Below are 26,932 nucleotides of genomic sequence, written 5' to 3'. Positions count from 1 at the left end.
GGTCAGCCTGCTGCTGCTCTGGCTGGCCATCGCGAAGAAGTTCGAGCCGTTACTGCTGCTGCCGATTGGCTTCGGCGGCCTGCTCTCCAATATCCCGGAGGCCGGGCTGGCGCTCACCGCCCTAGAGAGCCTGCTGGCTCACCACGACCCGGCGCAGCTGGCGGTGATTGCCGCGAAGCTCCACTGCGCGCCGGACGTCCACGCCATCAAAGAGGCACTGGCGCTGGCCCTGCCGTCGGTGCAGGGGCAGATGGAGAGCCTCGCGGTGGACATGGGCTACTCCGCCGGGGTGCTGGCCATCTTCTATAAGGTGGCGATTGGCTCGGGCATCGCGCCGCTGGTCATCTTTATGGGCGTCGGGGCGATGACCGATTTCGGCCCGCTGCTGGCTAACCCGCGCACCCTGCTGCTGGGGGCGGCGGCGCAGTTCGGGATCTTCGCCACCGTGCTCGGGGCGCTGACGCTGAACTACTTCGGCATCATCAGCTTCACCCTGCCGCAGGCGGCGGCCATCGGCATCATCGGCGGCGCCGACGGCCCGACGGCGATTTACCTGTCGGGCAAGCTGGCGCCGGAGCTGCTGGGGGCCATCGCGGTGGCGGCGTACTCCTATATGGCGCTGGTGCCGCTGATCCAGCCGCCGATCATGAAGGCGCTGACCACGGATAAGGAGCGGAAGATCCGCATGGTGCAGCTGCGCACGGTGAGTAAGCGGGAGAAGATCCTCTTCCCGGCGGTGCTGTTGCTGCTGGTGGCGCTCCTGCTGCCGGACGCCGCGCCGCTGCTGGGGATGTTCTGCTTCGGCAACCTGATGCGCGAGAGCGGCGTGGTGGAGCGGCTGAGCGATACGGTGCAGAACGCGCTGATCAACATCGTCACCATCTTCCTCGGGCTGTCGGTGGGGGCCAAGCTGGTGGCGGACAAGTTCCTGCAGCCGCAGACGCTGGGGATCCTGGTGCTGGGGGTGATCGCCTTCTGCGTGGGGACCGCAGCCGGGGTGCTGATGGCGAAGCTGATGAACGTGTTCAGCCGGCACAAAATCAACCCGCTGATCGGCTCGGCGGGGGTGTCGGCGGTGCCGATGGCGGCGCGGGTGTCGAACAAGGTGGGTCTGGAAGCGGACGGGCAGAACTTCCTGCTGATGCACGCGATGGGCCCGAACGTGGCGGGGGTGATCGGCTCGGCGATCGCCGCCGGGGTGATGCTCAAGTACGTGCTGGCGATGTAGGCCGACATCCTTCCCGGAGGTGTGGCTGTCGCCCCACCTCCGGGCTGATTTGATACCCACTCTTGGCATGACGGGGCCGGGCACATGTCTGAAATTTTCTGTTCTGTGCTCCACCTGTCGGCGCCGGGGGCGCAAAACGGGGAGAATAACAATTTAATGTCTATCTACCCAATGTATACCCGAAAAATCACCCACTGGTTTGCCAGGCGATCGTTTCAGAATCGCATCTTCCTGCTGATCTTATTCACCTCGACGATCGTCATGCTGGCGATGTCATGGTATCTGACAGACATTACCGAGGAGCGTCTGCATTATCAGGTCGGGCAACGGGCGCTGATTCAGGCGATGCAGATTTCGGCGATGCCGGAGCTGGTGGAGGCAGTGCAGAAACGCGATCTCGCCAGAATCAAAGCCCTTATCGACCCCATGCGTTCGTTCTCCGACGCCACCTACATCACCGTCGGTGATGCCAGCGGCCAGCGCCTCTATCACGTCAATCCTGATGAAATCGGCAAATCGATGGAAGGCGGCGATAGCGATGAGGCGTTGATAAACGCTAAAAGCTACGTGTCAGTGCGCAAAGGCTCGCTGGGATCGTCGCTGCGCGGTAAATCGCCGATTCAGGACGCAACCGGCAAGGTGATCGGCATTGTGTCGGTAGGCTATACCATTGAGCAACTGGAAAACTGGCTCAGCCTGCAGATAAGTTCGCTGCTGATCCCGATGGCCATCATGTTACTGCTTCTGCTCTTTTGCGCCCGCCGCTTCTCACTGCATATCAAAAAACAGATGCTCAATATGGAACCCCAGCAGCTGTCACAGCTGTTGATCCAGCAAAGCGTGCTGTTTGAATCGGTGTTCGAAGGGCTTATCGCCATCGACTCCGATTATAAAATCACTGCGATTAATCAGACTGCGCGTCGCCTGCTCAATTTGAGTCAGCCGGAACCGACGCTTATCGGCAAACGGATCAGCAGCGTTATCTCGCAGGAGGTCTTCTTCTACGATGCGCCACAGACCAATAAAAAAGACGAGATCGTTACCTTCAATCAGATCAAAGTGATCGCCAGCCGGATGGCGGTGATCTTAAACAATGAGCCACAGGGCTGGGTGATCAGCTTTCGCAGCAAAGACGATATCAACACCCTTAGCCTGCAGCTTAGCCAGGTACAACAATATGCCGATAACCTGCGCGCCGTACAGCATGAGCATCGCAATCTGATCTCCACTATCGCCGGTCTGCTGTTTCTTAAACGCTATAACCAAGCGCTGGAACTGATCCAACAGCAGTCGGAAAGTCACCAGAAGGTGATCGATTTTATTGCACGCAATTTCCAGGACAACCACCTGGCCGGGCTGTTGATCGGCAAATATTACCGGGCCAAAGAGCTTGGACTTGAGCTGATTTTCGATCCGGCCTGCTTCGTTGATAGATTACCTACCGCCCTTTCGCACAACGAATGGATCTCGATCGTGGGGAATCTACTTGATAACGCCTACAATGCCAGCCTGCGTCAACCGCAGGGTTCAAAACAGATCGAATGCCTGATCAACAGTGATGGCCAGGAGGTGATCATTGAGATCGCCGACCAGGGATGCGGCATTGACGAGGCGCTGCGCGATCGGATCTTCGAGCGCGGCGTCACCAGCAGCGCCAGCAAAGATCATGGTATCGGACTCTGGCTGGTACGCAGCTACGTGGAACAAGCAGGCGGCAGTATCGTCGTCGAAAATAATATTCCTTTTGGCACCATTTTTACGCTTTATATCCCCCTGACCCGAGATGAACATCATGGATAGCATCACTACTCTTATTGTTGAAGACGAACCTATGCTGGCGGAGATCCTGGTGGATAACATTAAACAGTTTCCCCAGTTCGACGTCATTGGTATTGCGGATAAGCTTGAGAGCGCCAGGAAACAGCTCAGACTGTATCAACCGCAGCTGATCCTGCTGGATAATTTTTTACCCGACGGCAAAGGTATCGATCTGATCCGCCATGCAGTCAGTACACATTACAAGGGACGGATTATCTTTATTACTGCGGATAATCACATGGAAACCATCAGCGAAGCGCTGCGTCTTGGGGTGTTTGATTACCTGATTAAGCCGGTGCACTATCAGCGCCTGCAGCACACGCTGGAGCGCTTTGCCCGCTATCGTAGCTCGCTGCGCTCCAGTGAACAGGCCAGCCAGCTCCATGTCGACGCGCTGTTTAATATTCAGGCCCGGGAACAAACGGAACCCGCCAGCGCACCACTGCGCGGGATCGATGAAAGCACCTTTCAGCGCGTGCTCCAGCTGTTTGCCGACCCGACGGTGGTGCATACCGCCGACTCGCTGGCCCGTATCCTCGGCAGCAGCAAAACCACCGCTCGCCGTTATCTGGAACAAGGAGTNAAGAACGACTTTCTGGAAGCGGAAATCAGCTACGGCAAGGTTGGCCGACCTGAGCGTATCTATCACGGCAAGCAGACCTATCCTGAGCAGAGATAAAACGCTTACGCCAGGGTGTAGCTGACCACCAGCTGCCCCTTCTTCATCTTAATCTGACTAATGACAATGTCGCTCAGCTCCGCCAGACGGGCGACGTGGGTGCCTCCGCAGGGATAGGCTGGCAGTTCGCCGAATCCCACCTTGCGCATGCCATTAGCGAACGTCACCTGACGCGGTAAGTCCTGCGCCTGCCATGCCTTCACTAGCGCCAGTAGCGCACTGGCGTCCGGCAGCGCGGCGCTATTCCTGCTGGCAAAGGTTATCCGCCCTTCGCCGGGCCAGTGGTGCGCTTTCACCGGTTGCCAGCCAAGCTGTTCGCCCGCCAGGCCAAGCAGGTGGCCGGCAGAATGCAGACGAGCATGCAGCTGTCTCGCGGAGGCATCAATTTTCATCTCCACTTCACCGAGGGGAAGGGGTTGCGACAGAATATGCAGCACCCTTTCGCCGCGCACAACCACCGTCTCAACCACCTGCCCGGCAATCCATCCACGGTCCGCCGGTTGACCGCCCCCTTGCGGGTGAAACAGCGTCCGATCCAGTTCGATGGCGTAACGGCCATCCGCTTCTGCAGTGCAGGCAATGATCTGGGCGCGCCCGTCGGTAGCATCGCTGGTGTAATAAACCCGTTCAGTCATAGTGATTCTCCTCTCTGTCCGCCCAGTATATTATTAATGCCGACAGCGATAATCCCACCACCCGCCAATGCACTCTTGCTCCGGGAGCACAAATGAATCTGAACCTCCTGCCCGACCTCGCTCTTTTCGTTCAGATAGTCGACCAGGGCAGCTTCTCCGCCGTCGCCCGCCAGAACGGCATTACCCCTTCAGCCGTTAGCCGCAGCGTTTCACGGCTGGAGCGAGAGATGGGCTGCAAACTGCTGCAGCGTACCACCCGCAAGCTGCGTCTTAGCGATGCCGGGGAAACGATATATCAGCATGCCCAGCAGATGCTGGAAGCGGCGCGACAGGCAATGGATTCCGCAGGCAGTCGCCAAACGGTCGCCCAGGGAAAGCTGACGCTAAGCGTCCCGAAAGCCGTCGGCCGCTTTGTGATCCACCCGCTGATGATGGCGTTTTTCCACCGCTACCCGCAGGTGGACATCTGCCTGCGGCTGGAAGATCGCCCTCTCGATTTTATCGATGACGGTATTGATCTGGCGCTACGCATCACCGATACCCCCTCCCCCGGCCTGCATGGCAAACCGCTGATGCCAATCAGGCACGTTATCTGCGCCACTGAGGCCTATTTACAGCAGCACGGTACGCCGTACACGCCGCAGGATCTGCGCGCGCATAGCTGCATTAGCCTTGGCGAAACGCCCGCCGATGCGCGCTGGAAGTTCCGTCGGGAAGGCAAAACAGAAACGGTGCAAACCTACGGGCGGTACGCCGCCAACCATACCGCCGTACGCCTCGACGCGGTCAGACAGCATTTAGGGATCGGCAGCCTGCCGCTGTTCACCGCCCGTGAGGCGCTGGCGAACGGCGACATCGTGCAGGTGCTGCCCGAGTGGGAATTTATCAGCAGCTACTCCGGCGATCTGTGGCTGCTGTGGGCGGGAGATAAGCATATGCCCGCCAGGATGCGGGCGATGATCGATTATCTCAGCGAGACGGTGCCGGCGCTGAGCGCAGGCAGCACAGAGCCAGCGAAATAATTGCAAACCACGGAATGATAACCCCCAACACAAACCAGATCCCGGAGCGGCCGATATCATGCATCCGCCGGCAGCCTACAGCCAGCAGGGGGATCGCCATCAACAGCAGCCAGAGCGCGGCAAAGGGAATGACAACAAAACTGAGGATGCCGTATTGAGGGTTAACGCTGGTTGCCAGACACCAGGCCGCCAGCGGCGCGGTGGCGATCAATACATTGGTGAGAAAAAACGTCCAGAACTGCCGTCGACTGGCGCGTCCGCTAAAGTTAAAGGTCTCTTTCCAGCCGCTCAAATACGCCTGTCCATAGGTCATTGCTTCTCTCCTTGAAAATCGAGTGATATATCACGGCGCCAGGGCAATCACCTCCGCCGCCCAGCGCTGAAACCCTTCGACGTCGATATCCAGCGCCACCTGGGCGTTCGCCGGCTGGCCCAGTCGTCCTTCGATATCCACCACCGTGGTGCCGGCGGTCCAGGTCCCCTGCGTCTCCACCGCCACAAAGCACGGCTGGAGAGTGAACAGTTCCGGGCGGGCCAGCCACGCAATAGCGCACAAGTCGTGCATGCGCAGACCACTGCTCATGCTGCCGCTGCGATAGTGGCTAAACAGCGCATGGAGCATTTTACCGGTCTGGTTCAGCGTCGGCAGCGTCGCCAGATAATCCGCCGCCAGCAGCGCCCGGTTGGTGACGTCCAGCCCGCACATCACAATCTCCAGCCCACTATGGAACACTTTCGCGGCGGCTTCCGGGTCGATAGCGATATTGAATTCCGCATTCGGCGTGAAGTTGCCGCGGCCCGCCGAGCCGCCCATGATCACCAGCCGGCGAATATTAAACACGCATTCCGGGTACTGGGTCAGCAGCAGCGCTATATTGGTCAGCGGGCCAATCGCCACCAGGGTGATCGGCTCGGCAGCATGCATAAGCGCATCACGGATCGCCTGGAAGGCCGGCTTCGCCAGCGGTTGACGTTGATGCTCAACAAAGTCATACCCCTCCATGCCGGATTCGCCATGCACCGAGGCGGCGTCGCGCAACGGACGCACCAGCGGCATCGACGCCCCCTGCGCCAGCGGTACATCGGCATTCCAGAAATGCAGCAATTGCAGCGCGTTACGGGTCGTCTTCTCCACCGAGACATTGCCCGCTACGGTGGTCATCAACTGCAGATCCAGCTCAGGCGCGAACAGCGCCGCGGCAATGGCGGCGGCATCGTCGATGCCCGGATCGGTATCAAGAATGATTGGTAAGCGCATGGTTTCTCCCTAAAAAAATGCCAGACGTTAAGTCTGGCATCTTCTCATACTGCTGGAGGAAAGAACTTACTCTACTTCACGGACATCCACACGCAGCTCTTTCGGCACTTCAAAGACGATATTCTCTTCCCGGCCTTCCAGCGGCACGGCTTCGCCGCCGCCCAGCTCCTGCAGGCGGGTAATGACGTTCTGCACCAGAATATCCGGCGCCGACGCGCCCGCCGTCACGCCGACGCAGGCCGCATCCTTGACCCACGCTTCCTGGATATCGGAGGCGTCGTCAATCAGGTAAGCCGCCTTACCCATCCGCTGCGCCAGCTCGGCGAGGCGGTTAGAGTTGGAGGAGTTTTTCGACCCGACCACCAGCACTACGTCAGCCTGCTCCGCCAGCGCGCGCACGGCTTCCTGACGGTTAGTGGTGGCATAGCAAATGTCGTCTTTGCGCGGGCCGACGATTTTCGGAAAACGCGCGCGCAGGGCGTCAATCACATCCGAGGTATCGTCGACGGAGAGCGTGGTCTGGGTCATAAACGACAGCCGGGCGTCATTTTTCACTTCCAGCTTCAGCACGTCTTCCGGCGACTCGACCAGGTACATCCCCCCTTGCGGGTTGTTGTACTGTCCCATGGTGCCTTCGACTTCCGGGTGGCCGGCATGGCCAATCAGAATCGACTCTTCGCCGCGGCGGCTGGCGCGGGCGACTTCCATATGGACTTTGGTCACCAGCGGACAGGTGGCATCGAACACCGTAAGGTCGCGGCTCTTCGCTTCGTTGCGTACCGCCTGCGACACGCCGTGGGCGGAGAAAATCAGGATCGCGCCGTCCGGCACTTCGCTGATCTGTTCGATAAAAATGGCGCCACGCTTGCGCAGGCTATCCACCACATAGCGGTTGTGCACCACTTCATGACGAACATAGATCGGTGCGCCATACAGCGTCAGCGCGTTTTCTACAATGCTGATAGCGCGGTCAACGCCAGCGCAAAAACCGCGCGGGTTAGCCAACAGGATCTGCATGTTACTCCTCCAGCGCCGGATCGATCTCCAGCACTTCAATATCAAAATGAACAGTGCGCCCGGCCAGCGGATGGTTGAAGTCAACGGTGATGGAATCGCCGTTCACTTCGCGGATCACGCCAGGCATTTCGCTGCCATCCATTGCGGTAAAGAGCATAATCGCGCCGATCTCCGGCTCGCCAGCGTCGATAAACTCGCGGCGAGAGAAATACTGAATCAGGTCCGGGCTGGGTACGCCAAAGGCGGCGTCAGGCTCCAGCGAAAAGGCCTTTTTCTCCCCCTCTTTCAAACCGAGAAGCTGTTGCTCCAGCCCTTCAGACAAAGAGGTGTCGCCGAGGCGAAACAGCGCCGGTTTGCCGTTGCTGCGGGTGGACTCGGCAGTGGAGCCGTCGTCCAGTTTCAGAGTGAAGTGCACCAGTACCGCGCTGTTGCTCTGTACGGATTTAGACATGCAAATTGCTCGCTTGTTTAGGTCACCCGGTGCCCGGCGGCATTACGCTTACCGGGCCTACGGGGGCCAAAAATTCTGTAGGCCGGGTAAGCGTCACGTCACCCGGCATTGAGATTTACGCCTGCTCTTTCACAGTCGGTTTCGGCAGGAAGCCTTCCAGCACAATCAGCGCTGCGCCGATGCAGATCGCGCTATCGGCGAGGTTGAAGGTGGCAAAATGCCAGTCGCCGACGTAGAAGTCGATCATATCGACCACAAAGCCATGCCACAGGCGATCGAACAAGTTGCCCAGCGCGCCGCCGATAATCAGCGCGTAGGCAATATTGTTCAGCTTTTGCGTCGCCTTCGAACGGTACATCAGCACCGTCAGCACCACGCAAATGCCGATCGCGATCCCGGAAAAGAACCAGCGCTGCCAGCCGCCGCTGTCGGCGAGAAAGCTAAAGGCCGCGCCATAGTTGCGGGCATAATGCAGATTAAGCGACGGGAACAGCGGAACCGTCTCCCCCAGAGCGAAGTTCTGGAGGATCAGGAATTTGCTGCCCAGATCGATAATCAGCACGGCTACGACCACCCACAGCCAGCGTAGCCCCGTTGAACAGATCGATTTACTCATCAGGCGAATTTACGTTGCTCGCCGTCACCGGCGACGTTGCTCACACAGCGTCCGCAGATTTCCGCGTGTTCCGCCACCTTGCCGATATCGGTGGTGTAATGCCAGCAGCGCGGGCATTTCTCACCTTCAGCTTTACTCAATGCGACTTTCAGCCCTTTAAGCAGTTCGCTTTGCTGCGCATCAGCGGACGCGCTCGCATAGTCTGCGACGTTCGCCCCGGAGGTCAACAGGACAAATCGCAATTCATCGCCCAGCGCATTGAGCTTAGCCGCCAGATCGGCATCAGCATACAGCGTGACTGCCGCTTCCAGCGAGCCGCCGACTTTCTTATCCGCACGCGCCTGCTCGATCACCTTGTTGACTTCGCCACGCACCTTCAGCAGCTCATCCCAGAAATCGTCGTTCATCGCTTCGTCGTCGGCCAGGCCGAACAGACCTTCATACCACTCGCCGGTGAAGACATATTTCTCACGCTCGCCCGGCAGATAGCCCCAGATTTCATCTGCGGTGAAGGACATGATCGGCGCCATCCAGCGCACCAGCGCTTCCACGATATGGAACAGCGCGGTCTGACAGCTGCGACGCGCCACGCTGTCCGCCTTGGCGGTGTACTGGCGGTCTTTGATGATGTCGAGGTAGAACGAGCCCATCTCGATGGAGCAGAAGCGCATCAGGCGCTGCACCACTTCATGGAAGTCGTAGGATTCGTAGGCTTTCAGGATATCTTCCTGTGCCGCCTGCGCGCAGCCGACCGCCCAGCGGTCCAGCACCACCATCTCTTCCGGTTTAACCATGTCTTTCACCGGATCGAAACCGTTAAGGTTCGCCAGCAGGAAGCGCGCGGTGTTACGGATACGACGATAGCTGTCCGCAGCGCGTTTGAGGATCTCGTCAGAGACCGCCATTTCGCCGGTGTAGTCGGTGGAAGCCACCCACAGGCGCAGGATATCGGCGCCGAGCTTGTTCATCACGTCCTGCGGGCTAACGGTGTTGCCGATAGACTTGGACATTTTGCGGCCCTGACCGTCGACGGTGAAGCCGTGGGTCAGTACCTGACGATATGGCGCTTTGCCTTTCATCGCCGTGGAAATCATCAGCGAGGACATGAACCAGCCGCGATGCTGGTCAGAGCCTTCCAGATACATATCGGCGGCGTGACCGGCGAATTCCGGACGCACGTCAACCACGGAAGAGTGGGTCGACCCGGAGTCAAACCAGACGTCGAGGGTATCCGGTACTTTCTCGTAGCTGTCGGCGTCATCGCCAAGAATGTCGCGGGAATCGAGATCCCACCACGCCTGGATGCCGTCAACTTCAACGCGTTTTGCCACTTCTTCCATCAGCTCAAGGGTACGCGGGTGCAGTTCGTGGGTTTCTTTATGCATGAACAGCGACATCGGCACGCCCCAGGTGCGCTGACGGGAGATACACCAGTCAGGGCGGTTAGCGACCATCGATTCGATACGCGCCTGGCCCCAGTCCGGGATCCACTGCACGCCTTTGATCTCTTTCAGCGACTGCGCGCGCAGGCCTTTCTGATCCATGCTCACGAACCACTGCGGAGTGGCACGGAAGATGATCGGCGACTTGTGGCGCCAGCAGCATGGATAGCTGTGCTGCAGTTTCTCAACGTGTAACAGCGCGCCACGCTCACGCAGCATCTCAACGATGATGTCATTGGCTTTGAAAACATTAATGCCGTCCAGGGACGGCCAGGTGCCAGGCAGGTAAGCGCCGTCCGGGCCAACCGGGTTGGCGATTTCCAGACCGTATTTCTGGCTGATGGTGTAATCGTCCGGACCGTGGCCGCCAGCGGTATGCACCGCACCGGTACCGGCATCCAGCGTCACGTGGTCGCCAAGGATCGCCGGCACGTCGAAATCGAGGAACGGATGCTTAAAGCGCATCAGCTCAAGCTCAGAACCTTGTACCGCCGCCAGAATAGTGTAGTCCGTCGCGCCAACGCGCTTCATTACGCTCTCAACCAGGTCTTTCGCCAGGATCAGCGCCTGGCCGTCAACCTGCACCAGCGCATAGTCGAACTCAGGAGACAGAGAGATAGCGCGGTTGGCCGGCAGGGTCCACGGCGTGGTAGTCCAGATAACCAGCGACACCGGACCGTTGACGTCGGCTACGCCGAATTTCGCCAGTACCGCGGCTTTGTCTACCGCGTGGAACGCGACATCGATAGACGGAGAGGTTTTGTCGTAATACTCCACTTCCGCTTCCGCCAGCGCGGAACGGCAGTCTACGCACCAGTGCACCGGTTTGGCGCCTTTATGCAGGTGGCCATTACCGATGATTTTGCCCAGCGCGCGGATGATGTTGGCTTCGGTTTTGAAGTCCATGGTCAGGTACGGATGCGACCAGTCGCCCAGCACGCCGAGACGGATAAAGTCTTTACGCTGGCCATCGATCTGCTCGGCGGCATATTCGCGGCACTTAGCGCGGAATTCGGCAGCGGTAAATTTCTCACCCGGCTTGCCGTATTCCTGCTCCACTTTCAGCTCGATCGGCAGACCGTGGCAGTCCCAGCCCGGAACGTAAGGCGAGTCATAGCCCGTCAGTCCTTTGGACTTAACGATAATGTCTTTCAGAATCTTGTTTACCGAGTGACCAATATGAATGCTGCCATTCGCATAAGGAGGGCCATCATGCAGAATGAAGGTTTTTTTGCCTTTTTTGGCTGCACGAATGATGCCGTACAGGTCATCATCGGTCCAACGCGCCAGCATTCCCGGTTCGCGTTTGGCGAGGTCGCCACGCATAGGGAACCCTGTTTCCGGCAAATTCAGGGTCGATTTATAGTCACTCATCAGATTCTCGGTTCCGTATTTCGGTTTGATAAACACCAGTGGCTCAGGCCTGGCTGGTCAGCCCAAATAATTCGCGGGCCGTTAACTCATCACGTGCGATTTGCGCCTTCAGCTCGTCCAGCGACGCAAACCGCTGCTCGTTACGTATCTTTTTACGCAGTATTACATTGATATGGCGACCGTAGAGGTCCATTACAACGTCCAACAGATGTACTTCGAGCTGCTGACGCACGCCCGCAACCGTTGGACGGGTGCCAATATTGGCGACGCCCGCTATCGGTTTGTCGCCCAGCCCTGTCACTTCTACCGCATAGACCCCTTTAACCGGGGAAACCTGACGACGCAGCGGTAAGTTCGCCGTCGGAAAACCTATGGTTCGGCCTAGTTCATCACCATGCACGACGCGTCCGGAGATGCTAAACGGATGGCCGAGCAGCGTCTCCGCCAGCAGGAGATCGTCATCGGCCAGCGCCTGGCGTACCGCCGTGCTGCTGATTCGCACCCCGCCTTCGCAGAAGGTTTGGGTGCTGGTGACGTCGAAGCCATATTCCGCCCCCGCCTTTTGTAATAACAAGAAATCCCCCTGGCGACCAGCGCCAAAGCGGAAATCGTCACCAACGGCGAGGAACTGCACGCCCAGGCGACGCACCAGCAGTTCACTGATAAAATCCTGCGCGGTTAGCGCGGCGAACCGGCGGTCAAAGCGAACGCACAATACATAGTCAACCCCGCTTTCAGCCAGATAGCCCAGCTTTTCACGCAGGCGGGTCAATCGCGCCGGGGCTTTATCAGCGGCAAAGAGCTCCAGCGGCTGGGGTTCAAAAATCATCACCACGACCGGTAAACCGCGCTGGCGGCCCTCTTCGCGCAACCGCTGCAGCAGCGCCTGATGCCCACGATGCACGCCGTCGAAATTACCAATGGTCAGCACGCACCCGTGCGGGGCCTGACTGAGATTATGTATGCCGCGTATCAGCTTCATGTCTGGCTCAAAACAGTGAAAATCGTCCGAGTATACCTTGTACAACTGTCAACGTTAACCAGCGATTGCACCTCGGCAACGAAAGTTCTCAGGAATTCATTCACTCAGCGCGAGAAAGCGGGAAAACTGGCCGCGCCCGGCGATTTTTATGGTGGAAAAGCTGTATTCGCCTGCAACAAGCTGGTAGAATCTTGCGCCATCACTACGTAATGAAGCGCTGTGGTGTTAAACGGCGCTTATTTGCACAAATCCATTGACAAAAGAAGGCTAAACGGGCATATTCCTCGGCCTTTGAATTGTCCATATAGAACACATTTGGGAGTTGGACCTTGGCTAATATCAAATCAGCTAAGAAGCGCGCCGTTCAGTCTGAAAAGGCTCGCAAGCACAACGCAAGCCGTCGCTCTATGATGCGTACTTTCATCAAGAAAGTATACGCAGCTATCGAAGCTGGCGACAAAGCTGCTGCACAGAAAGCATTTAACGAAATGCAACCGATCGTGGACCGTCAGGCTGCTAAGGGTCTGATCCACAAAAACAAAGCTGCGCGTCATAAAGCAAACCTGACTGCACAGATCAACAAACTGGCTTAATCGCCTGCTTGCTGAACTTTGTTAAAGAAACCCGCGAAAGCGGGTTTTTTTATGCCTACCATCTTCCCCCGGTAGCGCACGCTGGCGCGATCTGAGCCACGCCAGCCCACGCCTTCCGGCTATCGGGGTTCGGTGAACAGCGACGAATAATCGCGATTACAGATACGCTGTACCGCCGGGTGCTGAATCATTCTTTCAGCGAAAATAGCGTGATACTCCTCCATCACGCTATCCATACGGCCAATTTCGACAATCGATTCATCATGGTAGAAATCATGCGCGTAGAGCGTCGGCGCGACAAATATCGCATTATGTGCGGCGCCGAAGGCTTTCATGAGCGCCGCGTCGTCAAACTCGCCGAGGATCTCCACCTTCAGGCCCTGCACGTTAATCCAGTTCAGCAGCTTACGTCCCAGCATCGATCGCCGACCGGGGATCAGCAGCCGCCGCTCTTCGAGGCAGGCCGGGAACGGCTTCGTCGGCGCCGGATTCATGCACCAGAAGCTGACGCTGCACTCGCCGATCTTCACCGAAAATAGCCCTTCCTGCTGCGTCGAGTCGATCGGGCAGTCAGAGATAATCATGTCGAGCTTATGCTGGCTCAGCTGCTCCAGCAGCAGCTCATGAGTGGATTCAAAACAGCGCAGATGAATCTGCTCGCTCTCTACGACGGCGGCATCCAGCACGCCGCTGACCAGCCGTTTCGAGAGCGCATCGGCCACGCCGACGTCAAACAGCAGGTTCGACTCTTTGCGATAGTTGACGATGTCGAGCATCTCCTGGCTGAGGGTAAACATCCGGTCGGCATAGCGAAAAACCAGCTCCCCCAGCTCGCTCGGCTCAAGCCCCCTTCCCTTTCGCTTAAATAATTTTCCCTGCAGGCGCTCCTCCAGGGCTTTGATCTGCCCGGTAATGGTCTGCGGCGTCAGAAACAGCGCCTCCGCCGCGCCCACGACGGACCCTTCTTTATACACGTGCCAGAAGTAGTACAGATGATTGTAGTTAATATGTGACATGCTTCTCTCCCTGATAATGTCCAGGAGAGCCTGGCGGGCTCTCCTGCAAAAAGGTTATACCGCGAGGCGAGTATCCGTCACGCGCTGACGCAGTATGAGGTAGCCGACGACCGCTGATAGCACTGAGCCGATCAGGATGCCAAGCTTGGCCCAGTTGATCAACGCGGGATCCACGCTGCCAAAGGCCAGGGTGGCGATGAAAATCGACATCGTAAAGCCAATCCCGCACAGGATCCCCACCGCCATAATTTGCTTGCAGGTGGTTCCCTCCGGCAGCGAAGCCCACTTCAGCTTCAGGGCCAGCCAGCAGAACAGGCTAATCCCCAGCGGCTTACCGATAAACAGGCCAGCCATAATGCCCAGCGGCAGGAGCGACGTCAGCCCGGCAAGGGTGACCCCCTGCAGTGAGACCCCCGCGTTCGCGAAGGCAAACAGCGGCAGGATCATAAACGCCACCCACGGGTGCAGGACATGCTCAAGCGCTTTGGCCGGCGACTTGCCATGCTTTTCCTCGAGCGGGATCATAAAGCCGACAATCACCCCGGCAAGGGTCGCGTGAACGCCAGACTTCAGCACCGCCGTCCACAGCACCGCGCCAACCAGAATATAGATCCCGGTACGCCGCACGCCGCTCAGATTCAGGGCCACCAGCACCGCGATCGCCGCCGCCGCCACGCCCAGCGAGAGCATGGACAGGTCGTGGGTATAAAACAGCGCGATAATCACGATAGCCCCGAGGTCATCAATAATCGCCAGTGCCATCAGGAAAATCTTCAGCGCCGTCGGGACCCGGCTACCTAACAGCGCCAGCACGCCGAGGGCAAAAGCAATATCCGTCGCCGCCGGGATCGCCCATCCCTCTCTGGCGACAGGATCCTGGGCGTTAAAGGCCAGGTAGACCAGCGCCGGGACGATCATGCCGCCCAGCGCGGCTATCACCGGGAAGACCGCCTGACGGCGGCTCGCCAGCGACCCCTGAATCAGCTCACGTTTGACCTCCAGGCCAATCAGCAAAAAGAACACCGCCATCAGAGCATCATTGATCCATAACAGCATGTTCTTGTTGATCTCCAGCGCGCCCACACGCAGCTGTACTGGCGTCTCAAGGAAGGAGTGATACAGACCACTGGTCACGCTGGTATTGGCCATCACCATCGCCAGCGCGGCGGCGATAATTAAGACAATGCCGCCGGAAGCATCGCTACTAAAGAATCGTTGCAGATGTTTCACTTTTACTTTCATCCTGTTGGTGAATAACTCGATAAAAGCATAATACACATACTGATAACTCGAAAAAATCAGATTTAAGTTGCGCTAATATTCGCTTTTTACGAGTTAAAGGGGAGTTCTAAGGCGAAAAAAAGCCCGGGCAGCAAAGGCCCGGGCCGGATATCAACAAAGGCGGAATTAGCGGGTCAGGTCGTCGAAGAACTTCTTCACGCCGTCAAAGAAGCTTTTCGAACGCGGGCTGTTGTTTTCCCCGGTCGGACCGCCGAAGCTCTCCTGCAGCTCTTTCAGCAGCTGCTTCTGCTTCTCATTCAGCCCCACCGGCGTCTCCACCACCACGCGGCACAGCAGATCGCCCTGCGCGCCGCCGCGAACGGATTTCACGCCTTTTCCACGCATGCGGAACAGCTTGCCGGTCTGGGTTTCACCTGGAATTTTCAGGTTCACGCGGCCGTCGAGCGTTGGGACCTCGATCTCACCGCCCAGCGCCGCCATGGTGAAGTTGATCGGAACTTCGCAGTACAGGTTATTGCCTTCACGCTCAAAGATAGCGTGCTGCTTCACCTGAACCTGAACGTACAGATCGCCTGCCGGCGCGCCATGTTCGCCGGCCTCGCCTTCGCCCGCCAGACGGATCCGGTCACCGGTATCCACGCCCGCCGGAATTTTAACCGACAGGGTTTTGGTCTTTTCTACGCGGCCATGGCCATGACATTTATTGCACGGATCTTTAATCAGCGTACCGCGTCCCTGGCAGTGCGGACAGGTCTGCTGTACCGCAAAAAAGCCCTGGCGCATCTGCACCTGGCCTGCGCCATGACAGGTCGGACAGGTCTGCGGTTTGCTGCCGGCCTTGGCGCCGCTGCCGTGGCAGACGTCGCACTCTTCCAGCGTCGGAATACGGATCTCTTTAGTGACGCCGCGCACCGCTTCTTCCAGCGTCAGCTCCATGTTGTAACGGAGATCGGCGCCGCGTGCCGCGCGCTGACGACCACGTCCGCCGCCAAAGATATCGCCGAAAACATCGCCAAAGATATCGCTGAAGTCGGCACCGCCGCCAAAACCGCCGCCGCCGCCCATGCCGCCCTGTTCGAAGGCCGCGTGGCCGTACTGATCGTAGGCCGCACGCTTCTGGGCATCAGTCAGGATTTCATACGCTTCTTTGATTTCTTTAAATTTGGCTTCAGCCTCTTTATCACCCTGGTTGCGGTCCGGGTGATATTTCATGGCCAGGCGCTTATAAGCCTTTTTGATTTCACGCTCTTCCGCTGTTTTGGAAACGCCTAAAATCTCGTAGTAATCTTGCTTTGCCATCGGTGTTTTTCAGCCCCTTAACATGCGTGCACGGGCGGAGAGGAAACCTCTTCGCCCGTGCCAGTGTTTTACCCGTTCAAAGGGCGATTATTTTTTATCTTTCACTTCTTCGAACTCAGCGTCGACAACATCGTCGTCTTTCGCGTTGCTCGCCTGAGCGTCAGCGGAACCCGCCTGCTGCTGAGCGTGCTGCTGCTGAGCGATTTCCATCAGCTTCTGAGAAGCCTGCGCCAGCGCCTGCATTTTCGCTTCGATATCCGCTTTGTCTTCGCCTTTCAGAGAAGATTCCAGCGCGGTCAACGCAGACTCAATGGCAGTTTTGTCGTCAGCCGGCAGTTTATCGCCTGCTTCTTCAACCTGCTTACGAGTGCTGTGCAGCAGATGGTCGCCCTGGTTGCGGGTCTGTACCAGCTCTTCGAACTTACGGTCAGATTCGGCGTTAGCTTCTGCTTCGCGAACCATTTTCTGAATTTCTTCTTCATTCAGACCGGAAGACGCTTTGATGGTGATCTTCTGCTCTTTACCGCTGTTTTTGTCTTTCGCGGAGACGTGCAGGATACCGTCAGCATCGATGTCGAAGGTCACTTCGATCTGCGGCATGCCGCGCGGCGCCGGGTTAATACCATCCAGGTTGAACTGACCCAGAGATTTGTTATCAGACGCGCGTTTACGCTCACCCTGCAGCACATGGATGGTTACCGCAGACTGGTTGTCTTCAGCGGTAGAGAACACCTGGCTGTGCTTGGTCGGGATGGTGGTGTTTTTGCTGATAAGCGCAGTCATCACGCCGCCCATGGTTTCGATACCCAGCGACAGCGGGGTTACGTCGAGCAGCAGAACGTCTTTCACATCGCCAGTCAGTACACCGCCCTGAACGGCAGCACCGATCGCCACGGCTTCATCCGGGTTAACGTCTTTACGCGGTTCTTTACCAAAGAACTCGGCCACTTTCTTCTGCACCATCGGCATACGAGTCTGACCACCAACGAGGATCACGTCGTTGATATCGGAAACGGACAGACCGGCATCCTGCAGAGCGACTTTCAGCGGCTCGATGGAACGGTTAACCAGGTCTTCTACCAGGCTTTCCAGTTTCGCGCGAGTCACTTTGATGTTCATGTGTTTCGGACCGGTCGCGTCTGCAGTGATGTACGGCAGGTTAACGTCGGTCTGCTGAGCAGAAGACAGTTCAATCTTCGCTTTCTCAGCGGCTTCTTTCAGGCGCTGCATGGCCAGCGGGTCGTTGCGCAGGTCAATGCCCTGATCTTTCTTGAACTCATCAACGAGGTAGTTGATCAGACGAGTATCGAAGTCTTCGCCGCCCAGGTGGGTATCACCGTTGGTCGCCAGAACTTCAAAGGTTTTTTCGCCATCAACTTCGTCGATTTCGATAATCGAGATATCGAAAGTACCACCACCGAGGTCGTAAACCGCGATAGTACGGTTGCCCACTTCTTTATCCAGACCGTAAGCCAGCGCGGCCGCGGTTGGTTCGTTGATGATACGTTTAACTTCCAGACCGGCGATACGGCCGGCATCTTTGGTTGCCTGACGCTGCGCATCGTTAAAGTAAGCCGGTACGGTGATAACCGCTTCAGTTACCGGTTCACCCAGGTAATCTTCAGCCGTTTTCTTCATTTTCTTCAGCACTTCAGCAGAGATCTGCGGCGGTGCAGTTTTGGTGCCTTTCACATCCAGCCATGCGTCGCCATTGTCTGCGGCAACAATTTTGTATGGCATGATAGAAACGTCACGCTGAACTTCTTCGTCCTGGAAGCGGCGGCCAATCAGGCGTTTAATCGCAAACAGGGTGTTTTGCGGGTTTGTCACTGCCTGACGTTTAGCCGGCTGACCAACCAGAGTTTCACCATCCTGGGTATAGGCAATGATAGAAGGCGTGGTGCGATCGCCTTCGGCGTTCTCCAGCACGCGTGCAGTAGTGCCATCCATAATCGCTACACAAGAGTTGGTAGTACCCAGGTCGATACCAATAATTTTACCCATCTAAACGTCTCCACTAAAAATTCGATCAACATGTGGTTGTGAACCTGTAATAAGGGCGAAACGTGCGGTTTCAACTGCCCAGACATCATTTTTTTTCAGGTTCTTCACTGCGGTTGACTACAAGATGGGGTCGCCCACTCCGGCATCAAGGGGCAAGCATAAAAATTTTTTGCCTCGGATTCGCACAGGGTTACGGATGACTTGCCGAACAAGGTTGTTGGATGGCAAAAACGACGGCGAAATATACATACAAAAAACGGATTAAAATAGGAAATACATTCATAATATCATTGACATAACCCGCAATACTTGCGCGCTAAAAGCCCCGTTTTCGCAGTGATAAACTTCCCCGCCATCGCACTTCGCTTATTCAGGGGACAAATTAATGAAATCGCTATACCGGCTTTCCGTAGGGCTTATCCTCGGCGTGTCATTTATCACCTCGGCGGCCGCTAACGACCATAAAATTCTCGGCGTGATAGCTATGCCGCGCAATGAAACCAACGACCTGACGCTGACGCTCCCCGTCTGCCGGGTGGTCAAACGCATTCAGCTCAGCGCCGACCGCGGCGATGTACAACTCTCCGGGGCGACGGTCTACTTTAAGGCCAGCCGCGGCGCCAGCCACACGCTGAACGTCCCCGCCGGGATCAAAGAGGGCAGCACCACCGGCTGGATCAACATCAATAGCGATAACGACAACAAACGTTGCGTGAAGAAGATCGCCTTCTCCGGCCACACGGTGCACTCCTCAGATATGGCATCACTGAAAATTATCGGCGATGACTAATGTCGCCCCTGCCCGAGAGAAAACGTTATGCATATTAATTACCTGGAGGATGACGATCTCGCCTTTCTGCCTGAGTGCAGCGAGGCGCATCTGGAAGCCTTTACCCGCATTCTGACCCACGGGGAAAATGGCAAACCCCGTCTCTCCAGCACGCTCCTGCGCAACGAGACATTTTTAGCGATGGAGGGGCACCCGGAGCGTTATCGCCGCAACTGGCAGCTAATCGCCGGTGAGCTACAGCATTTTGGCGGCGATAGCATCGCCAACACGCTGCGCCGCCATGGCAAATTTTATCGCGCGATCCTGCTGGATGTATGTAAACGACTGAAAGCGAAGGTCGACAAACAGCTGTCGACGCCGCAGATCGAGCAGCAGTTGCTGGCGCATTTTCTGCAGCACAGCTGGAATAAACTGAACGCGGAGCAAAAAGCGCAGTTTCTCGCCGCGGTGGAGTGCCGGAGCCATGAGCTGGACAGCCTGATGGCTCATCTGCTGAGGCATCGCAAGCTAAGCGAAGGCGTCACTTTGTTGCTGGACGAACGCTTAACCGCCATCCTGCGCACGCACGCCGCGGTGAGCGTCATCGGTCATGGCCTGGTGCGCGGCGCCGGGCTGGGCGGACCGCTCGGCGCCGCGCTGAACAGCGTAAAAGCGGTGAGCGGCAGCGCCTACCGGGTCACCATCCCCGCGGTCCTGCATATTGCCTGTTTACGGCAAATGCTCCAGCCGCCGTCAGACACCGCGGAAATTGGTGAAAAATACCCCGCCAGATCATAGACAGCCCTTCAGCGCCTCATTATTATGCCGCGCCCCGCCGCCAAGTCGCGGGGTAATGCTTCCCTTTTAATGATAATTTTGAGGAATTATGGGCAACACTAAGTTGGCTAATCCGGCACCGCTGGGCCTTATGGGCTTCGGCATGACCACTATTCTGCTTAACCTGGCGAATAGCGGCCTGTTCGCATTCGATGTAGCTATCCTGGCGATGGGCATTTTTTACGGCGGCATTGCGCAAATTTTTGCCGGCCTGCTGGAATACAAAAAAGGCAACACTTTTGGCTTAACCGCTTTTACCTCCTACGGCAGCTTCTGGCTGACGCTGGTGGCGATTCTTCTGATGCCGAAAATGGGCCTGGCAGACGCGCCAAACGCGCACTTCCTCGGTATGTACCTCGGCCTGTGGGGCGTCTTTACCCTGTTTATGTTCTTTGGCACCCTGAAGGCAGCCCGCATGCTGCAGTTTGTCTTCCTGAGCCTGACCGTACTGTTCGCGCTGCTGGCGATTGGCCATTTGGCCGATAACGAAGGCATTGTGAAGGTAGCCGGCTGGGTCGGCCTGATTTGTGGCGCCAGCGCTATTTACCTGGCGATGGGTGAAGTGCTGAACGAACAGTTCGGCCGCACCGTGCTGCCGATCGGCGAACCGCGCTAATCTTCCGCCGCCGTCCGGTCACAGGGCGGCGGCAGGTCATTATCAGCATCAGCTAGCCATCGTTAACGCTGCAGCTCCCCTTCCGGCATCCCCGTCGGCGCCGTCAGCTCCTGACGCAGCCAGATACCTAATCCCAGCCCCATCAGCGACAGGGCCAGCACATACCAGGCCGGCGCCATCGNCGACACCCCCATCAGCATGGTGACCGCAATCGGCGTCAGGCCGCCAAAGATCGCGTACGACAGGTTGTAGGAGAAAGAGATGCCGGTGAAGCGTACTTCCGCCGGGAAGGCCCGCACCATCACATAGGGCACCGCCCCCACCACGCCGACGCACAGCCCCACCGTACCGTAGAGCAGAAACAGCCGCTGCGGGCTGGCGCCGGCAAGATGGTAAAATGCCCAGCTGGCAACCGCCAGCAGCAGGCTGCCGACGATAAAAGTGCGGCTGGCGCCGAAGCGGTCCGCCGCCAGCCCGGCGAGCAGACAGCCGATGCACAACATAATGGTGGCGATGCTGTTGGCCTGCAGGGTAATGGCCGGCGCAAAACCATAGTGCTTCTGCAGCCAGACCGGCGACATCAGGATCACCACCACCACGCCAGCCGACAGCAGCCAGGTCAGCAGCATAGAGATCACCACCGCCTTCTGGTGCTTGAGCGCCACCGCTTTTACCGGCAGCTCCTGCGCCAGCGCTTTGCGCTGCTGCATCTCAAGAAAAATCGGCGTCTCCTGCAGCCAGCGGCGCAGATACATCGCTATCAGACCAAATACGCCGCCCAGCAGGAAGGGGATCCGCCAGCCGCCGTCGTGGATCCCCTGCGGCGTCAGACTGGTATTGATAAGCGTGGCCACCACCGACCCCAGCAGAATGCCAACCGTCAGGCCGGCCGTCAGCGTGCCGCAGGCGATACCAATGCGTTTTTCCGGGACATGCTCAGCGACAAACACCCAGGCGCCTGGAACTTCACCGCCGATCGCCGCTCCCTGCAGAATACGCATCAGCAGCAATAGCAGCGGGGCGATGATACCTACCGAGCTATAGGTCGGTAGCAGACCGATCGCCAGGGTTGGCAGCGCCATCAGCAGGATGCTGAGGGTGAACATTTTCTTGCGCCCCACCAGATCGCCAAAGTGGGCCATGATGATGCCCCCCAGCGGACGCGCCAGGTAACCGGCGGCGAAAATGCCAAAAGTTTGCACCTGGCGCAGCCATTCGGGAATATCTGCGGGAAAGAAGAGCTCGCCGACGACGGCGGCGAAGAAAACGAAAATGATAAAGTCATAAAACTCCAGCGCGCCGCCCAGGGCGGCCAGCGTCAGCGTTTTATAATCCTGGCGGTTGAGCGGTCGGTTTGCATATGACATAACGCAATTTCATCCTGAGGTGTGCAGCGTGTTTTATAGTGTGTAAAGTAAAAATCACTATATCGTAAATAAAACGGCACACCATTAGCGATGCAGGTTATATCAAAAATGCATCAAATTCAGGATAAAGTTTCGTGCCTGGCGCTCTTGGGACGAAAAGCTTCTACTACACGGCCATCGGTTTCCACATAAGGCCCTTCAAGCAACTGTACACAATAAGGTACACTTGCGAAAATACCGTGCACCAGCACGTTGCCGTCAGCATCTTTCACCCCTTCCAGAGTCTCCTGAATTGCTTTCGGTTGCCCGGGAAGGTTGAGGATCAGCGCCTGCTTGCGGATCACACCGACCTGCCGGGAAAGGATAGCCGTCGGCACAAAGTGTAGGCTAACCTGGCGCATTTGCTCGCCGAAGCCCGGCATCTCGCGATCGGCGATCGCCAGCGTTGCGTCGGGCGTCACATCGCGACGCGCAGGGCCGGTTCCGCCGGTGGTCAGCACCAGATGGCACCCCATTTCGTCAACCAGTTCGCACAGCGTTTGCTCAATGATGGCCTGCTCATCCGGAATCAGACGGGTTTGCAGCTCGAAAGGGGTGGTCAGGGCGCGTGCCAGCCACTCTTCCAGTGCCGGGATGCCTTTGTCCTGATAGACGCCGCTGGAGGCGCGATCGGAAATGGAAACTAAGCCGATTCGTAAGGTATTCATGGTTATTCCGTTCAAACTGTGGCGTTAAACGAAATGATACACTGCCGGAGGCGGGACAGACAGTGTAATGTGGCCGACGGGCGTCGGCCACCTGCGCGATTACAGCAGTTCGTCGATCATTTTTTCCAGTTTTTCCTGGTCGATCGCAAACTTACGGATACCTTCCGCCAGTTTGTCTACCGCCATCGGATCCTGGTTATGCTGCCACAGGAACTCAGATTCGGTAATACGCTCCGGACGCGCTTTCACTTCACCGGTATATACCAGCTTACGCTCAACGGCGCCTTCGCTTTCGGACAGCTCTTTCAGCAGCGCCGGGGCGATGGTCAGGCGGTCACAGCCAGCCAGTTCCAGAATTTCGCCAACGTTACGGAAGCTTGCGCCCATCACGACGGTTTCATAGCCGTGCTGCTTGTAATACTCGTAGATTTCGCTGACGGAAACCACGCCCGGATCTTCTGCCGGTGCGTACTCTTTCTTGTCGGTGTTGGCTTTGTACCAGTCGAGGATACGGCCAACGAACGGCGAAATCAGGAAGACGCCCGCTTCGGCGCAAGCGCGAGCCTGAGCGAAGGAGAACAGCAGCGTCAGGTTACAGTTAATGCCTTCTTTTTCCAGCTGTTCAGCGGCGCGAATGCCCTGCCAGGTGGAGGCCAGTTTGATCAGAATGCGATCGTTGCTGATGCCCGCGTCGTTGTACAGCTTGATGATGCGCTTGGCTTTCGCGATAGACGCTTCGGTGTCATAGGAGAGACGTGCGTCCACTTCGGTGGAGATACGGCCCGGGATCAGTTTCAGAATTTCGAGACCGATGTTCACCGCCAGCTTATCGGAAGCATCGAGGATCTGCTGCGCGCGATCGCTGCTCTGGCTACGAGCCCAGGCGACAGCGTCGTCAATCAGCTTACGGTACTCAGGGATCTGAGCCGCGCCGAGAATCAGGGAAGGGTTAGTGGTGGCATCCTGAGGCTGATACAGCTTCATTGCCGCAATATCTCCGGTGTCAGCGACGACAGTGGTGTACTGACGCAGAGAAGTTAATTTATCCGTCATGATATATTTCTCTTAAACAGCAGTTAAGGGGATGTAACCGGTCTGCCCAGATGATAACACGCTGCCGGGTCAGCGCAACCGCCGACGAGAGAAGAGCGCAGAGTGTGATAAACTATGCAGATTAATTTGCTGAAAGCGAAAGGATTGTCACTTAATTGGTAACGCTTACACTGGCGTACCGGCATGGACAAGAGGATGTTTAATGCCTGATTTTCTCTCATTTATCAATGAAATACTCTGGGGCTCAGTGATGATTTATCTGCTACTGGGCGCCGGTATCTGGTTTAGCTGGCAAACCCGGGGTATTCAGTTTCGTTACGTGCGCAAATTCGGCCGCAGTCTAAAAAAAAGCCTGCACCCGCAGCCGGGTGGTTTAACGTCCTTTCAGGCGCTCTGTACCAGCCTTGCCGCCCGGGTCGGCAGCGGCAATCTTGCCGGGGTGACGCTGGCGATCGCCGCCGGTGGGCCCGGCGCCGTATTCTGGATGTGGGTTTCCGCCCTGCTCGGCATGGCCAGCAGCTTTGCTGAATGTTCCCTTGCTCAGCTGTATAAAGAACGCGATAGCCGCGGACAGTTTCGCGGCGGCCCGGCCTGGTACATGGCGCGCGGGCTCGGCATGCGTTGGATGGGCGTCCTGTTTTCGATCCTCCTCCTGCTGGCCTATGGTTTTATCTTCAATACCGTGCAGGCTAACTCCGTGGCCCATGCCTTGCGCTATGCGTTCGATCTGCCGGCGGCGGTCAGCGGCGGCGTGCTGGCCGTTGTCGTTTTGCTGGCGATCCTCCGTGGTTTACGCGGCGTGGCGCGTCTGATGCAATGGATCGTTCCCTTTATGGCGCTGTTGTGGATCGCCACCAGCCTGCTCATCGGCCTGTGGCACATCACCGCCCTGCCGACGATTTTCGCCACCATCTTTCGCTGCGCCTTCGGCTGGCAGGAGGCCGCCGCCGGCGCGGTGGGCTACACCATCAGCCAGGCGCTGACCAGCGGCTTCCAGCGCGGCATGTTCTCCAATGAAGCAGGGATGGGCTCTTCGCCTAACGCCGCCGCGGCCGCCGCCTCCTGGCCGCCGCACCCGGCGGCGCAGGGGATCGTGCAGATGATTGGCGTGTTTATCGATACTATCGTGATCTGTACCGCAAGCGCGATTATCGTCATGCTGGCGCCGCGGCCCGACAATGAATATACGCTCAACGGTATTCAGGACTTGCAACACGCGATGAGCGTGCTGGTCGGCGGCTGGGGAGCGGGTTTTATCGCCCTCATCGTGCTGCTGTTCGCCTTTAGCTCTATCGTAGCCAATTACGTGTACGCGGAAAATAATCTGGTCTTCCTGCGCCTGGATAAGCCCCGCTATATCTGGGGGCTGCGAATACTCACCGTCCTGATGGTGCTGTTGGGGACCATGGTTAGCCTGCCTGTCGTCTGGCAGAGCGCGGATATCATCATGGCGCTGATGGCGATGACCAACCTGACGGCCATTCTGCTGCTCTCCCCGACGGTGCGGATTATCGCCAGCGATTATCTGCGTCAGCGGCGGCTGGGTATCCAGCCGACTTTCGATGCCACTCGTTACCCGGATATTGACCAACAGCTGGCCCCGGGCGCCTGGAATGAATTGCCGCGCGAATAGCGCGGCAATTGCAGCTATCGATCCCACCATGCACTTTTTTTGTTAAAATTCGTCGAAATTACCTGCAAGGACTGGATATGCTGATTCTGATTTCACCTGCTAAAACGCTCGATTATCAAAGCCCGCTGGCAACGACTCGCTATACCCAGCCCGAACTCCTCGAGTATTCTCAGCAGCTTATCGGCATCGCCCGTAAGCTGAGCGCGCCGCAAATCGGCAAGCTGATGAGCATTAGTGACAAGCTGGCGGATCTAAACGCCACCCGCTTCCACGACTGGCACCCTGACTTTACGCCGCAAAATGCCCGCCAGGCGATCCTCGCCTTTAAAGGCGATGTCTACACTGGCCTGCAGGCAGAGACACTCACCGAGGACGACTTTGACTTCGCCCAGCAGCATCTGCGCATGCTCTCCGGGCTGTATGGCGTGCTGCGCCCGTTAGACCTGATGCAGCCCTACCGCCTGGAGATGGGGATCCGTCTGGAAAATCCGCGCGGCAAAGATCTGTACCAGTTCTGGGGGGATACCATTACCGAGAAGCTGAATCAGGCGCTGCGCGACCAGGGCGACGATATCGTCATCAACCTGGCTTCCGATGAATATTTTAAATCGGTGAAAACGCCAAAATTGCAGGGTCAGCTGATCAAGCCGGTATTCCTCGATGAGAAGAACGGCAAATTCAAAGTGATCAGTTTTTATGCGAAGAAAGCCCGCGGCCTGATGAGTCGCTACATTATTGAAAACCGCTTAACCCAGCCGGAGCAGCTCAAAGCTTTTAATAGCGAAGGCTATTTCTTTGATGCGGATGCCTCAGAGAAAGGCGAACTGGTGTTTAAACGCCACGAGCAGTAACACGTTACGGTAATAAAAAAGGGGAGTCATTCCCCTTTTCAATATAATTAAGCAGATTATTACTTATTTTAACGCACCCAGTTTTCCACCACGCCTTTTTCATCGAAGAAAATCATCAGCGAGTTCGAATCTTTTTGGCTGGACTTATCGACCGCATCGGCAGCTTGCGATGCCCCGGTTACCGGGATCATGGAACCCGCGAGGCTGACCAGGTTGATCCCTTTATCTACTGAATAATACCAGCTCTCTTTACCCGACGCCGTCACCGTCGTATGACCAGAATCCGGGGCACCAAAATACTGACGAACCTCGGCCTTGGTGGTTTTTCCGACAATGAGATGTTGTTTCAGATAGGCTGGCGTTAATTTATCTTCATTACCGCCAATCGTTGTCCCGGAGCAGCCTGTTAAAGCGAACATCACC

General features: G+C 57.2%; 25 protein-coding genes and 2 pseudogenes (1 of these 27 cut by a window edge). 10 read left to right on the top strand and 17 right to left on the bottom strand.

The features are described 5' to 3' along the window. The 3 genes from VZP09_RS00150 to citB all read left to right on the top strand — a co-directional run. Positions 1-1,228: oxaloacetate decarboxylase subunit beta (locus tag VZP09_RS00150; protein ID WP_171879992.1), on the top strand; the 1,228-nt coding region annotated here is incomplete at its 5' end. A 171-nt stretch (positions 1,229-1,399) separates the two neighbouring features. Further along, entirely contained in the window at positions 1,400-3,028 is a 1,629-nt protein-coding gene (gene citA / locus VZP09_RS00145) for a citrate sensor histidine kinase CitA (RefSeq protein WP_004151379.1), read from the top strand. Next, the gene (citB, locus tag VZP09_RS00140) at positions 3,021-3,725 is read left to right on the top strand and encodes a citrate response regulator transcription factor CitB (RefSeq protein WP_004222618.1); all 705 of its coding nucleotides are present in this window, start codon (positions 3,021-3,023) and stop codon (positions 3,723-3,725) included. Before citA ends, citB begins: the two co-directional genes overlap by 8 nt. A 5-nt stretch (positions 3,726-3,730) precedes the next feature. On the opposite strand, the gene VZP09_RS00135 is transcribed toward citB, so the two are convergent. Beyond that, positions 3,731-4,360: an alanyl-tRNA synthetase gene (locus VZP09_RS00135; protein WP_048331585.1), complete on the bottom strand. Its 630-nt coding sequence runs from the start codon at positions 4,358-4,360 to the stop codon at positions 3,731-3,733. A 92-nt stretch (positions 4,361-4,452) separates the two neighbouring features. Between VZP09_RS00135 and VZP09_RS00130 the strand changes: the two genes are divergently transcribed. After that, positions 4,453-5,382, top strand: coding sequence for a LysR family transcriptional regulator (locus VZP09_RS00130; protein WP_268203590.1), 930 nt, complete (start codon positions 4,453-4,455; stop codon positions 5,380-5,382). Here the strand turns inward: VZP09_RS00130 and VZP09_RS00125 are convergent. The 8 genes and pseudogenes from VZP09_RS00125 to VZP09_RS24800 all read right to left on the bottom strand — a co-directional run. Then, positions 5,330-5,695: a DUF805 domain-containing protein gene (locus VZP09_RS00125; RefSeq protein ID WP_002887984.1), complete on the bottom strand. Its 366-nt coding sequence runs from the start codon at positions 5,693-5,695 to the stop codon at positions 5,330-5,332. The genes VZP09_RS00130 and VZP09_RS00125 overlap by 53 nt on opposite strands. A 30-nt stretch (positions 5,696-5,725) precedes the next feature. Beyond that, entirely contained in the window at positions 5,726-6,640 is a 915-nt protein-coding gene (rihC, locus tag VZP09_RS00120; RefSeq protein ID WP_002887981.1) for a ribonucleoside hydrolase RihC, read from the bottom strand. A 66-nt stretch (positions 6,641-6,706) separates the two neighbouring features. Next, positions 6,707-7,657 carry a 4-hydroxy-3-methylbut-2-enyl diphosphate reductase gene (gene ispH, locus VZP09_RS00115; protein ID WP_002887979.1) on the bottom strand — a complete coding sequence of 317 codons (951 nt, stop codon included), beginning with the start codon at positions 7,655-7,657 and terminating at the stop codon, positions 6,707-6,709. Between the two features lies 1 nt (position 7,658). Beyond that, a complete protein-coding gene (gene fkpB, locus VZP09_RS00110; RefSeq protein ID WP_002887976.1) occupies positions 7,659-8,108 on the bottom strand; it encodes an FKBP-type peptidyl-prolyl cis-trans isomerase in 450 nt (149 codons plus the stop codon). 115 nt (positions 8,109-8,223) lie between these two features. After that, positions 8,224-8,724, bottom strand: a complete 501-nt coding sequence (gene lspA, locus VZP09_RS00105; protein ID WP_002887973.1) for a signal peptidase II — start codon at positions 8,722-8,724, stop codon at positions 8,224-8,226. Next, positions 8,724-11,540 carry an isoleucine--tRNA ligase gene (ileS, locus tag VZP09_RS00100; protein ID WP_328794814.1) on the bottom strand — a complete coding sequence of 939 codons (2,817 nt, stop codon included), beginning with the start codon at positions 11,538-11,540 and terminating at the stop codon, positions 8,724-8,726. Before ileS ends, lspA begins: the two co-directional genes overlap by 1 nt. 43 nt (positions 11,541-11,583) lie before the next feature. Next, positions 11,584-12,522 carry a bifunctional riboflavin kinase/FAD synthetase gene (gene ribF / locus VZP09_RS00095; RefSeq protein WP_002887969.1) on the bottom strand — a complete coding sequence of 313 codons (939 nt, stop codon included), beginning with the start codon at positions 12,520-12,522 and terminating at the stop codon, positions 11,584-11,586. A 7-nt stretch (positions 12,523-12,529) separates the two neighbouring features. Continuing rightward, positions 12,530-12,735: pseudogene (locus tag VZP09_RS24800) on the bottom strand (DUF2575 domain-containing protein); the annotation flags it as partial. 116 nt (positions 12,736-12,851) lie between these two features. On the opposite strand from VZP09_RS24800, the gene rpsT reads away from it, so the two are divergent. Beyond that, complete coding sequence (gene rpsT / locus VZP09_RS00090; protein ID WP_002887965.1) at positions 12,852-13,115, top strand: 30S ribosomal protein S20; 264 nt, start codon at positions 12,852-12,854, stop codon at positions 13,113-13,115. A gap of 119 nt (positions 13,116-13,234) precedes the next feature. On the opposite strand, the gene nhaR is transcribed toward rpsT, so the two are convergent. The 4 genes from nhaR to dnaK all read right to left on the bottom strand — a co-directional run bounded on the left by nhaR (position 13,235) and on the right by dnaK (position 18,676). Next, complete coding sequence (gene nhaR, locus VZP09_RS00085) at positions 13,235-14,131, bottom strand: transcriptional activator NhaR (RefSeq protein ID WP_002887961.1); 897 nt, start codon at positions 14,129-14,131, stop codon at positions 13,235-13,237. A gap of 54 nt (positions 14,132-14,185) precedes the next feature. After that, positions 14,186-15,361: a Na+/H+ antiporter NhaA gene (nhaA, locus tag VZP09_RS00080; protein ID WP_004192071.1), complete on the bottom strand. Its 1,176-nt coding sequence runs from the start codon at positions 15,359-15,361 to the stop codon at positions 14,186-14,188. Between the two features lie 177 nt (positions 15,362-15,538). Beyond that, positions 15,539-16,672 (bottom strand): molecular chaperone DnaJ, encoded by a 1,134-nt coding sequence (gene dnaJ, locus VZP09_RS00075; protein ID WP_002887955.1) that lies wholly within the window; start codon positions 16,670-16,672, stop codon positions 15,539-15,541. An 87-nt stretch (positions 16,673-16,759) separates the two neighbouring features. Then, complete coding sequence (gene dnaK, locus VZP09_RS00070; RefSeq protein WP_004146997.1) at positions 16,760-18,676, bottom strand: molecular chaperone DnaK; 1,917 nt, start codon at positions 18,674-18,676, stop codon at positions 16,760-16,762. A 385-nt stretch (positions 18,677-19,061) separates the two neighbouring features. Between dnaK and VZP09_RS00065 the strand changes: the two genes are divergently transcribed. From VZP09_RS00065 to satP, 3 genes are all read left to right on the top strand, one after another. Next, a complete protein-coding gene (locus VZP09_RS00065) occupies positions 19,062-19,466 on the top strand; it encodes a DUF2541 family protein (protein ID WP_002887909.1) in 405 nt (134 codons plus the stop codon). 27 nt (positions 19,467-19,493) lie between these two features. Beyond that, positions 19,494-20,243 carry an acidic protein MsyB gene (msyB, locus tag VZP09_RS00060; RefSeq protein WP_004146011.1) on the top strand — a complete coding sequence of 250 codons (750 nt, stop codon included), beginning with the start codon at positions 19,494-19,496 and terminating at the stop codon, positions 20,241-20,243. A gap of 88 nt (positions 20,244-20,331) precedes the next feature. Continuing rightward, complete coding sequence (satP, locus tag VZP09_RS00055) at positions 20,332-20,898, top strand: acetate uptake transporter (protein WP_002887905.1); 567 nt, start codon at positions 20,332-20,334, stop codon at positions 20,896-20,898. 62 nt (positions 20,899-20,960) lie between these two features. Here satP and VZP09_RS00050 read toward each other — a convergent pair whose 3' ends face one another. The 3 genes from VZP09_RS00050 to tal all read right to left on the bottom strand — a co-directional run bounded on the left by VZP09_RS00050 (position 20,961) and on the right by tal (position 24,025). Then, positions 20,961-22,265: an MFS transporter gene (locus VZP09_RS00050; protein ID WP_328794813.1), complete on the bottom strand. Its 1,305-nt coding sequence runs from the start codon at positions 22,263-22,265 to the stop codon at positions 20,961-20,963. A gap of 119 nt (positions 22,266-22,384) precedes the next feature. Further along, complete coding sequence (gene mog, locus VZP09_RS00045) at positions 22,385-22,972, bottom strand: molybdopterin adenylyltransferase (RefSeq protein WP_142515861.1); 588 nt, start codon at positions 22,970-22,972, stop codon at positions 22,385-22,387. 99 nt (positions 22,973-23,071) lie between these two features. Continuing rightward, positions 23,072-24,025 carry a transaldolase gene (gene tal, locus VZP09_RS00040; protein ID WP_002887897.1) on the bottom strand — a complete coding sequence of 318 codons (954 nt, stop codon included), beginning with the start codon at positions 24,023-24,025 and terminating at the stop codon, positions 23,072-23,074. A 202-nt stretch (positions 24,026-24,227) separates the two neighbouring features. Between tal and VZP09_RS00035 the strand changes: the two genes are divergently transcribed. Further along, the gene (locus VZP09_RS00035; protein ID WP_002887871.1) at positions 24,228-25,658 is read left to right on the top strand and encodes an alanine/glycine:cation symporter family protein; all 1,431 of its coding nucleotides are present in this window, start codon (positions 24,228-24,230) and stop codon (positions 25,656-25,658) included. A 77-nt stretch (positions 25,659-25,735) separates the two neighbouring features. Continuing rightward, positions 25,736-26,509, top strand: a complete 774-nt coding sequence (gene yaaA / locus VZP09_RS00030; protein ID WP_002887869.1) for a peroxide stress protein YaaA — start codon at positions 25,736-25,738, stop codon at positions 26,507-26,509. Between the two features lie 68 nt (positions 26,510-26,577). Here the strand turns inward: yaaA and VZP09_RS00025 are convergent. Further along, a pseudogene (locus VZP09_RS00025) lies at positions 26,578-26,932 on the bottom strand (hypothetical protein); it runs 24 nt beyond the window's last position.

The organism is Klebsiella sp. EMBS2024 (assembly GCF_036233805.1).
GTDB lineage: Bacteria > Pseudomonadota > Gammaproteobacteria > Enterobacterales > Enterobacteriaceae > Klebsiella > Klebsiella pneumoniae.
This window is presented reverse-complemented; position numbering and strand designations above follow the sequence as displayed.

What these genes read in the sequence shown, in the direction of transcription:
- citA (WP_004151379.1), top strand. Translation starts at nt 1,400, where the DNA reads ATGTATACCCGAAAAATCACCCACTGGTTTGCCAGGCGATCGTTTCAG.
- VZP09_RS00135 (WP_048331585.1), bottom strand. Translation starts at nt 4,360, where the DNA reads ATGACTGAACGGGTTTATTACACCAGCGATGCTACCGACGGGCGCGCC.
- VZP09_RS00130 (WP_268203590.1), top strand. Translation starts at nt 4,453, where the DNA reads ATGAATCTGAACCTCCTGCCCGACCTCGCTCTTTTCGTTCAGATAGTC.
- VZP09_RS00125 (WP_002887984.1), bottom strand. Translation starts at nt 5,695, where the DNA reads ATGACCTATGGACAGGCGTATTTGAGCGGCTGGAAAGAGACCTTTAAC.
- rihC (WP_002887981.1), bottom strand. Translation starts at nt 6,640, where the DNA reads ATGCGCTTACCAATCATTCTTGATACCGATCCGGGCATCGACGATGCC.
- ispH (WP_002887979.1), bottom strand. Translation starts at nt 7,657, where the DNA reads ATGCAGATCCTGTTGGCTAACCCGCGCGGTTTTTGCGCTGGCGTTGAC.
- fkpB (WP_002887976.1), bottom strand. Translation starts at nt 8,108, where the DNA reads ATGTCTAAATCCGTACAGAGCAACAGCGCGGTACTGGTGCACTTCACT.
- lspA (WP_002887973.1), bottom strand. Translation starts at nt 8,724, where the DNA reads ATGAGTAAATCGATCTGTTCAACGGGGCTACGCTGGCTGTGGGTGGTC.
- ileS (WP_328794814.1), bottom strand. Translation starts at nt 11,540, where the DNA reads ATGAGTGACTATAAATCGACCCTGAATTTGCCGGAAACAGGGTTCCCT.
- ribF (WP_002887969.1), bottom strand. Translation starts at nt 12,522, where the DNA reads ATGAAGCTGATACGCGGCATACATAATCTCAGTCAGGCCCCGCACGGG.
- nhaR (WP_002887961.1), bottom strand. Translation starts at nt 14,131, where the DNA reads ATGTCACATATTAACTACAATCATCTGTACTACTTCTGGCACGTGTAT.
- dnaJ (WP_002887955.1), bottom strand. Translation starts at nt 16,672, where the DNA reads ATGGCAAAGCAAGATTACTACGAGATTTTAGGCGTTTCCAAAACAGCG.
- dnaK (WP_004146997.1), bottom strand. Translation starts at nt 18,676, where the DNA reads ATGGGTAAAATTATTGGTATCGACCTGGGTACTACCAACTCTTGTGTA.
- VZP09_RS00065 (WP_002887909.1), top strand. Translation starts at nt 19,062, where the DNA reads ATGAAATCGCTATACCGGCTTTCCGTAGGGCTTATCCTCGGCGTGTCA.
- msyB (WP_004146011.1), top strand. Translation starts at nt 19,494, where the DNA reads ATGCATATTAATTACCTGGAGGATGACGATCTCGCCTTTCTGCCTGAG.
- satP (WP_002887905.1), top strand. Translation starts at nt 20,332, where the DNA reads ATGGGCAACACTAAGTTGGCTAATCCGGCACCGCTGGGCCTTATGGGC.
- mog (WP_142515861.1), bottom strand. Translation starts at nt 22,972, where the DNA reads ATGAATACCTTACGAATCGGCTTAGTTTCCATTTCCGATCGCGCCTCC.
- tal (WP_002887897.1), bottom strand. Translation starts at nt 24,025, where the DNA reads ATGACGGATAAATTAACTTCTCTGCGTCAGTACACCACTGTCGTCGCT.
- VZP09_RS00035 (WP_002887871.1), top strand. Translation starts at nt 24,228, where the DNA reads ATGCCTGATTTTCTCTCATTTATCAATGAAATACTCTGGGGCTCAGTG.
- yaaA (WP_002887869.1), top strand. Translation starts at nt 25,736, where the DNA reads ATGCTGATTCTGATTTCACCTGCTAAAACGCTCGATTATCAAAGCCCG.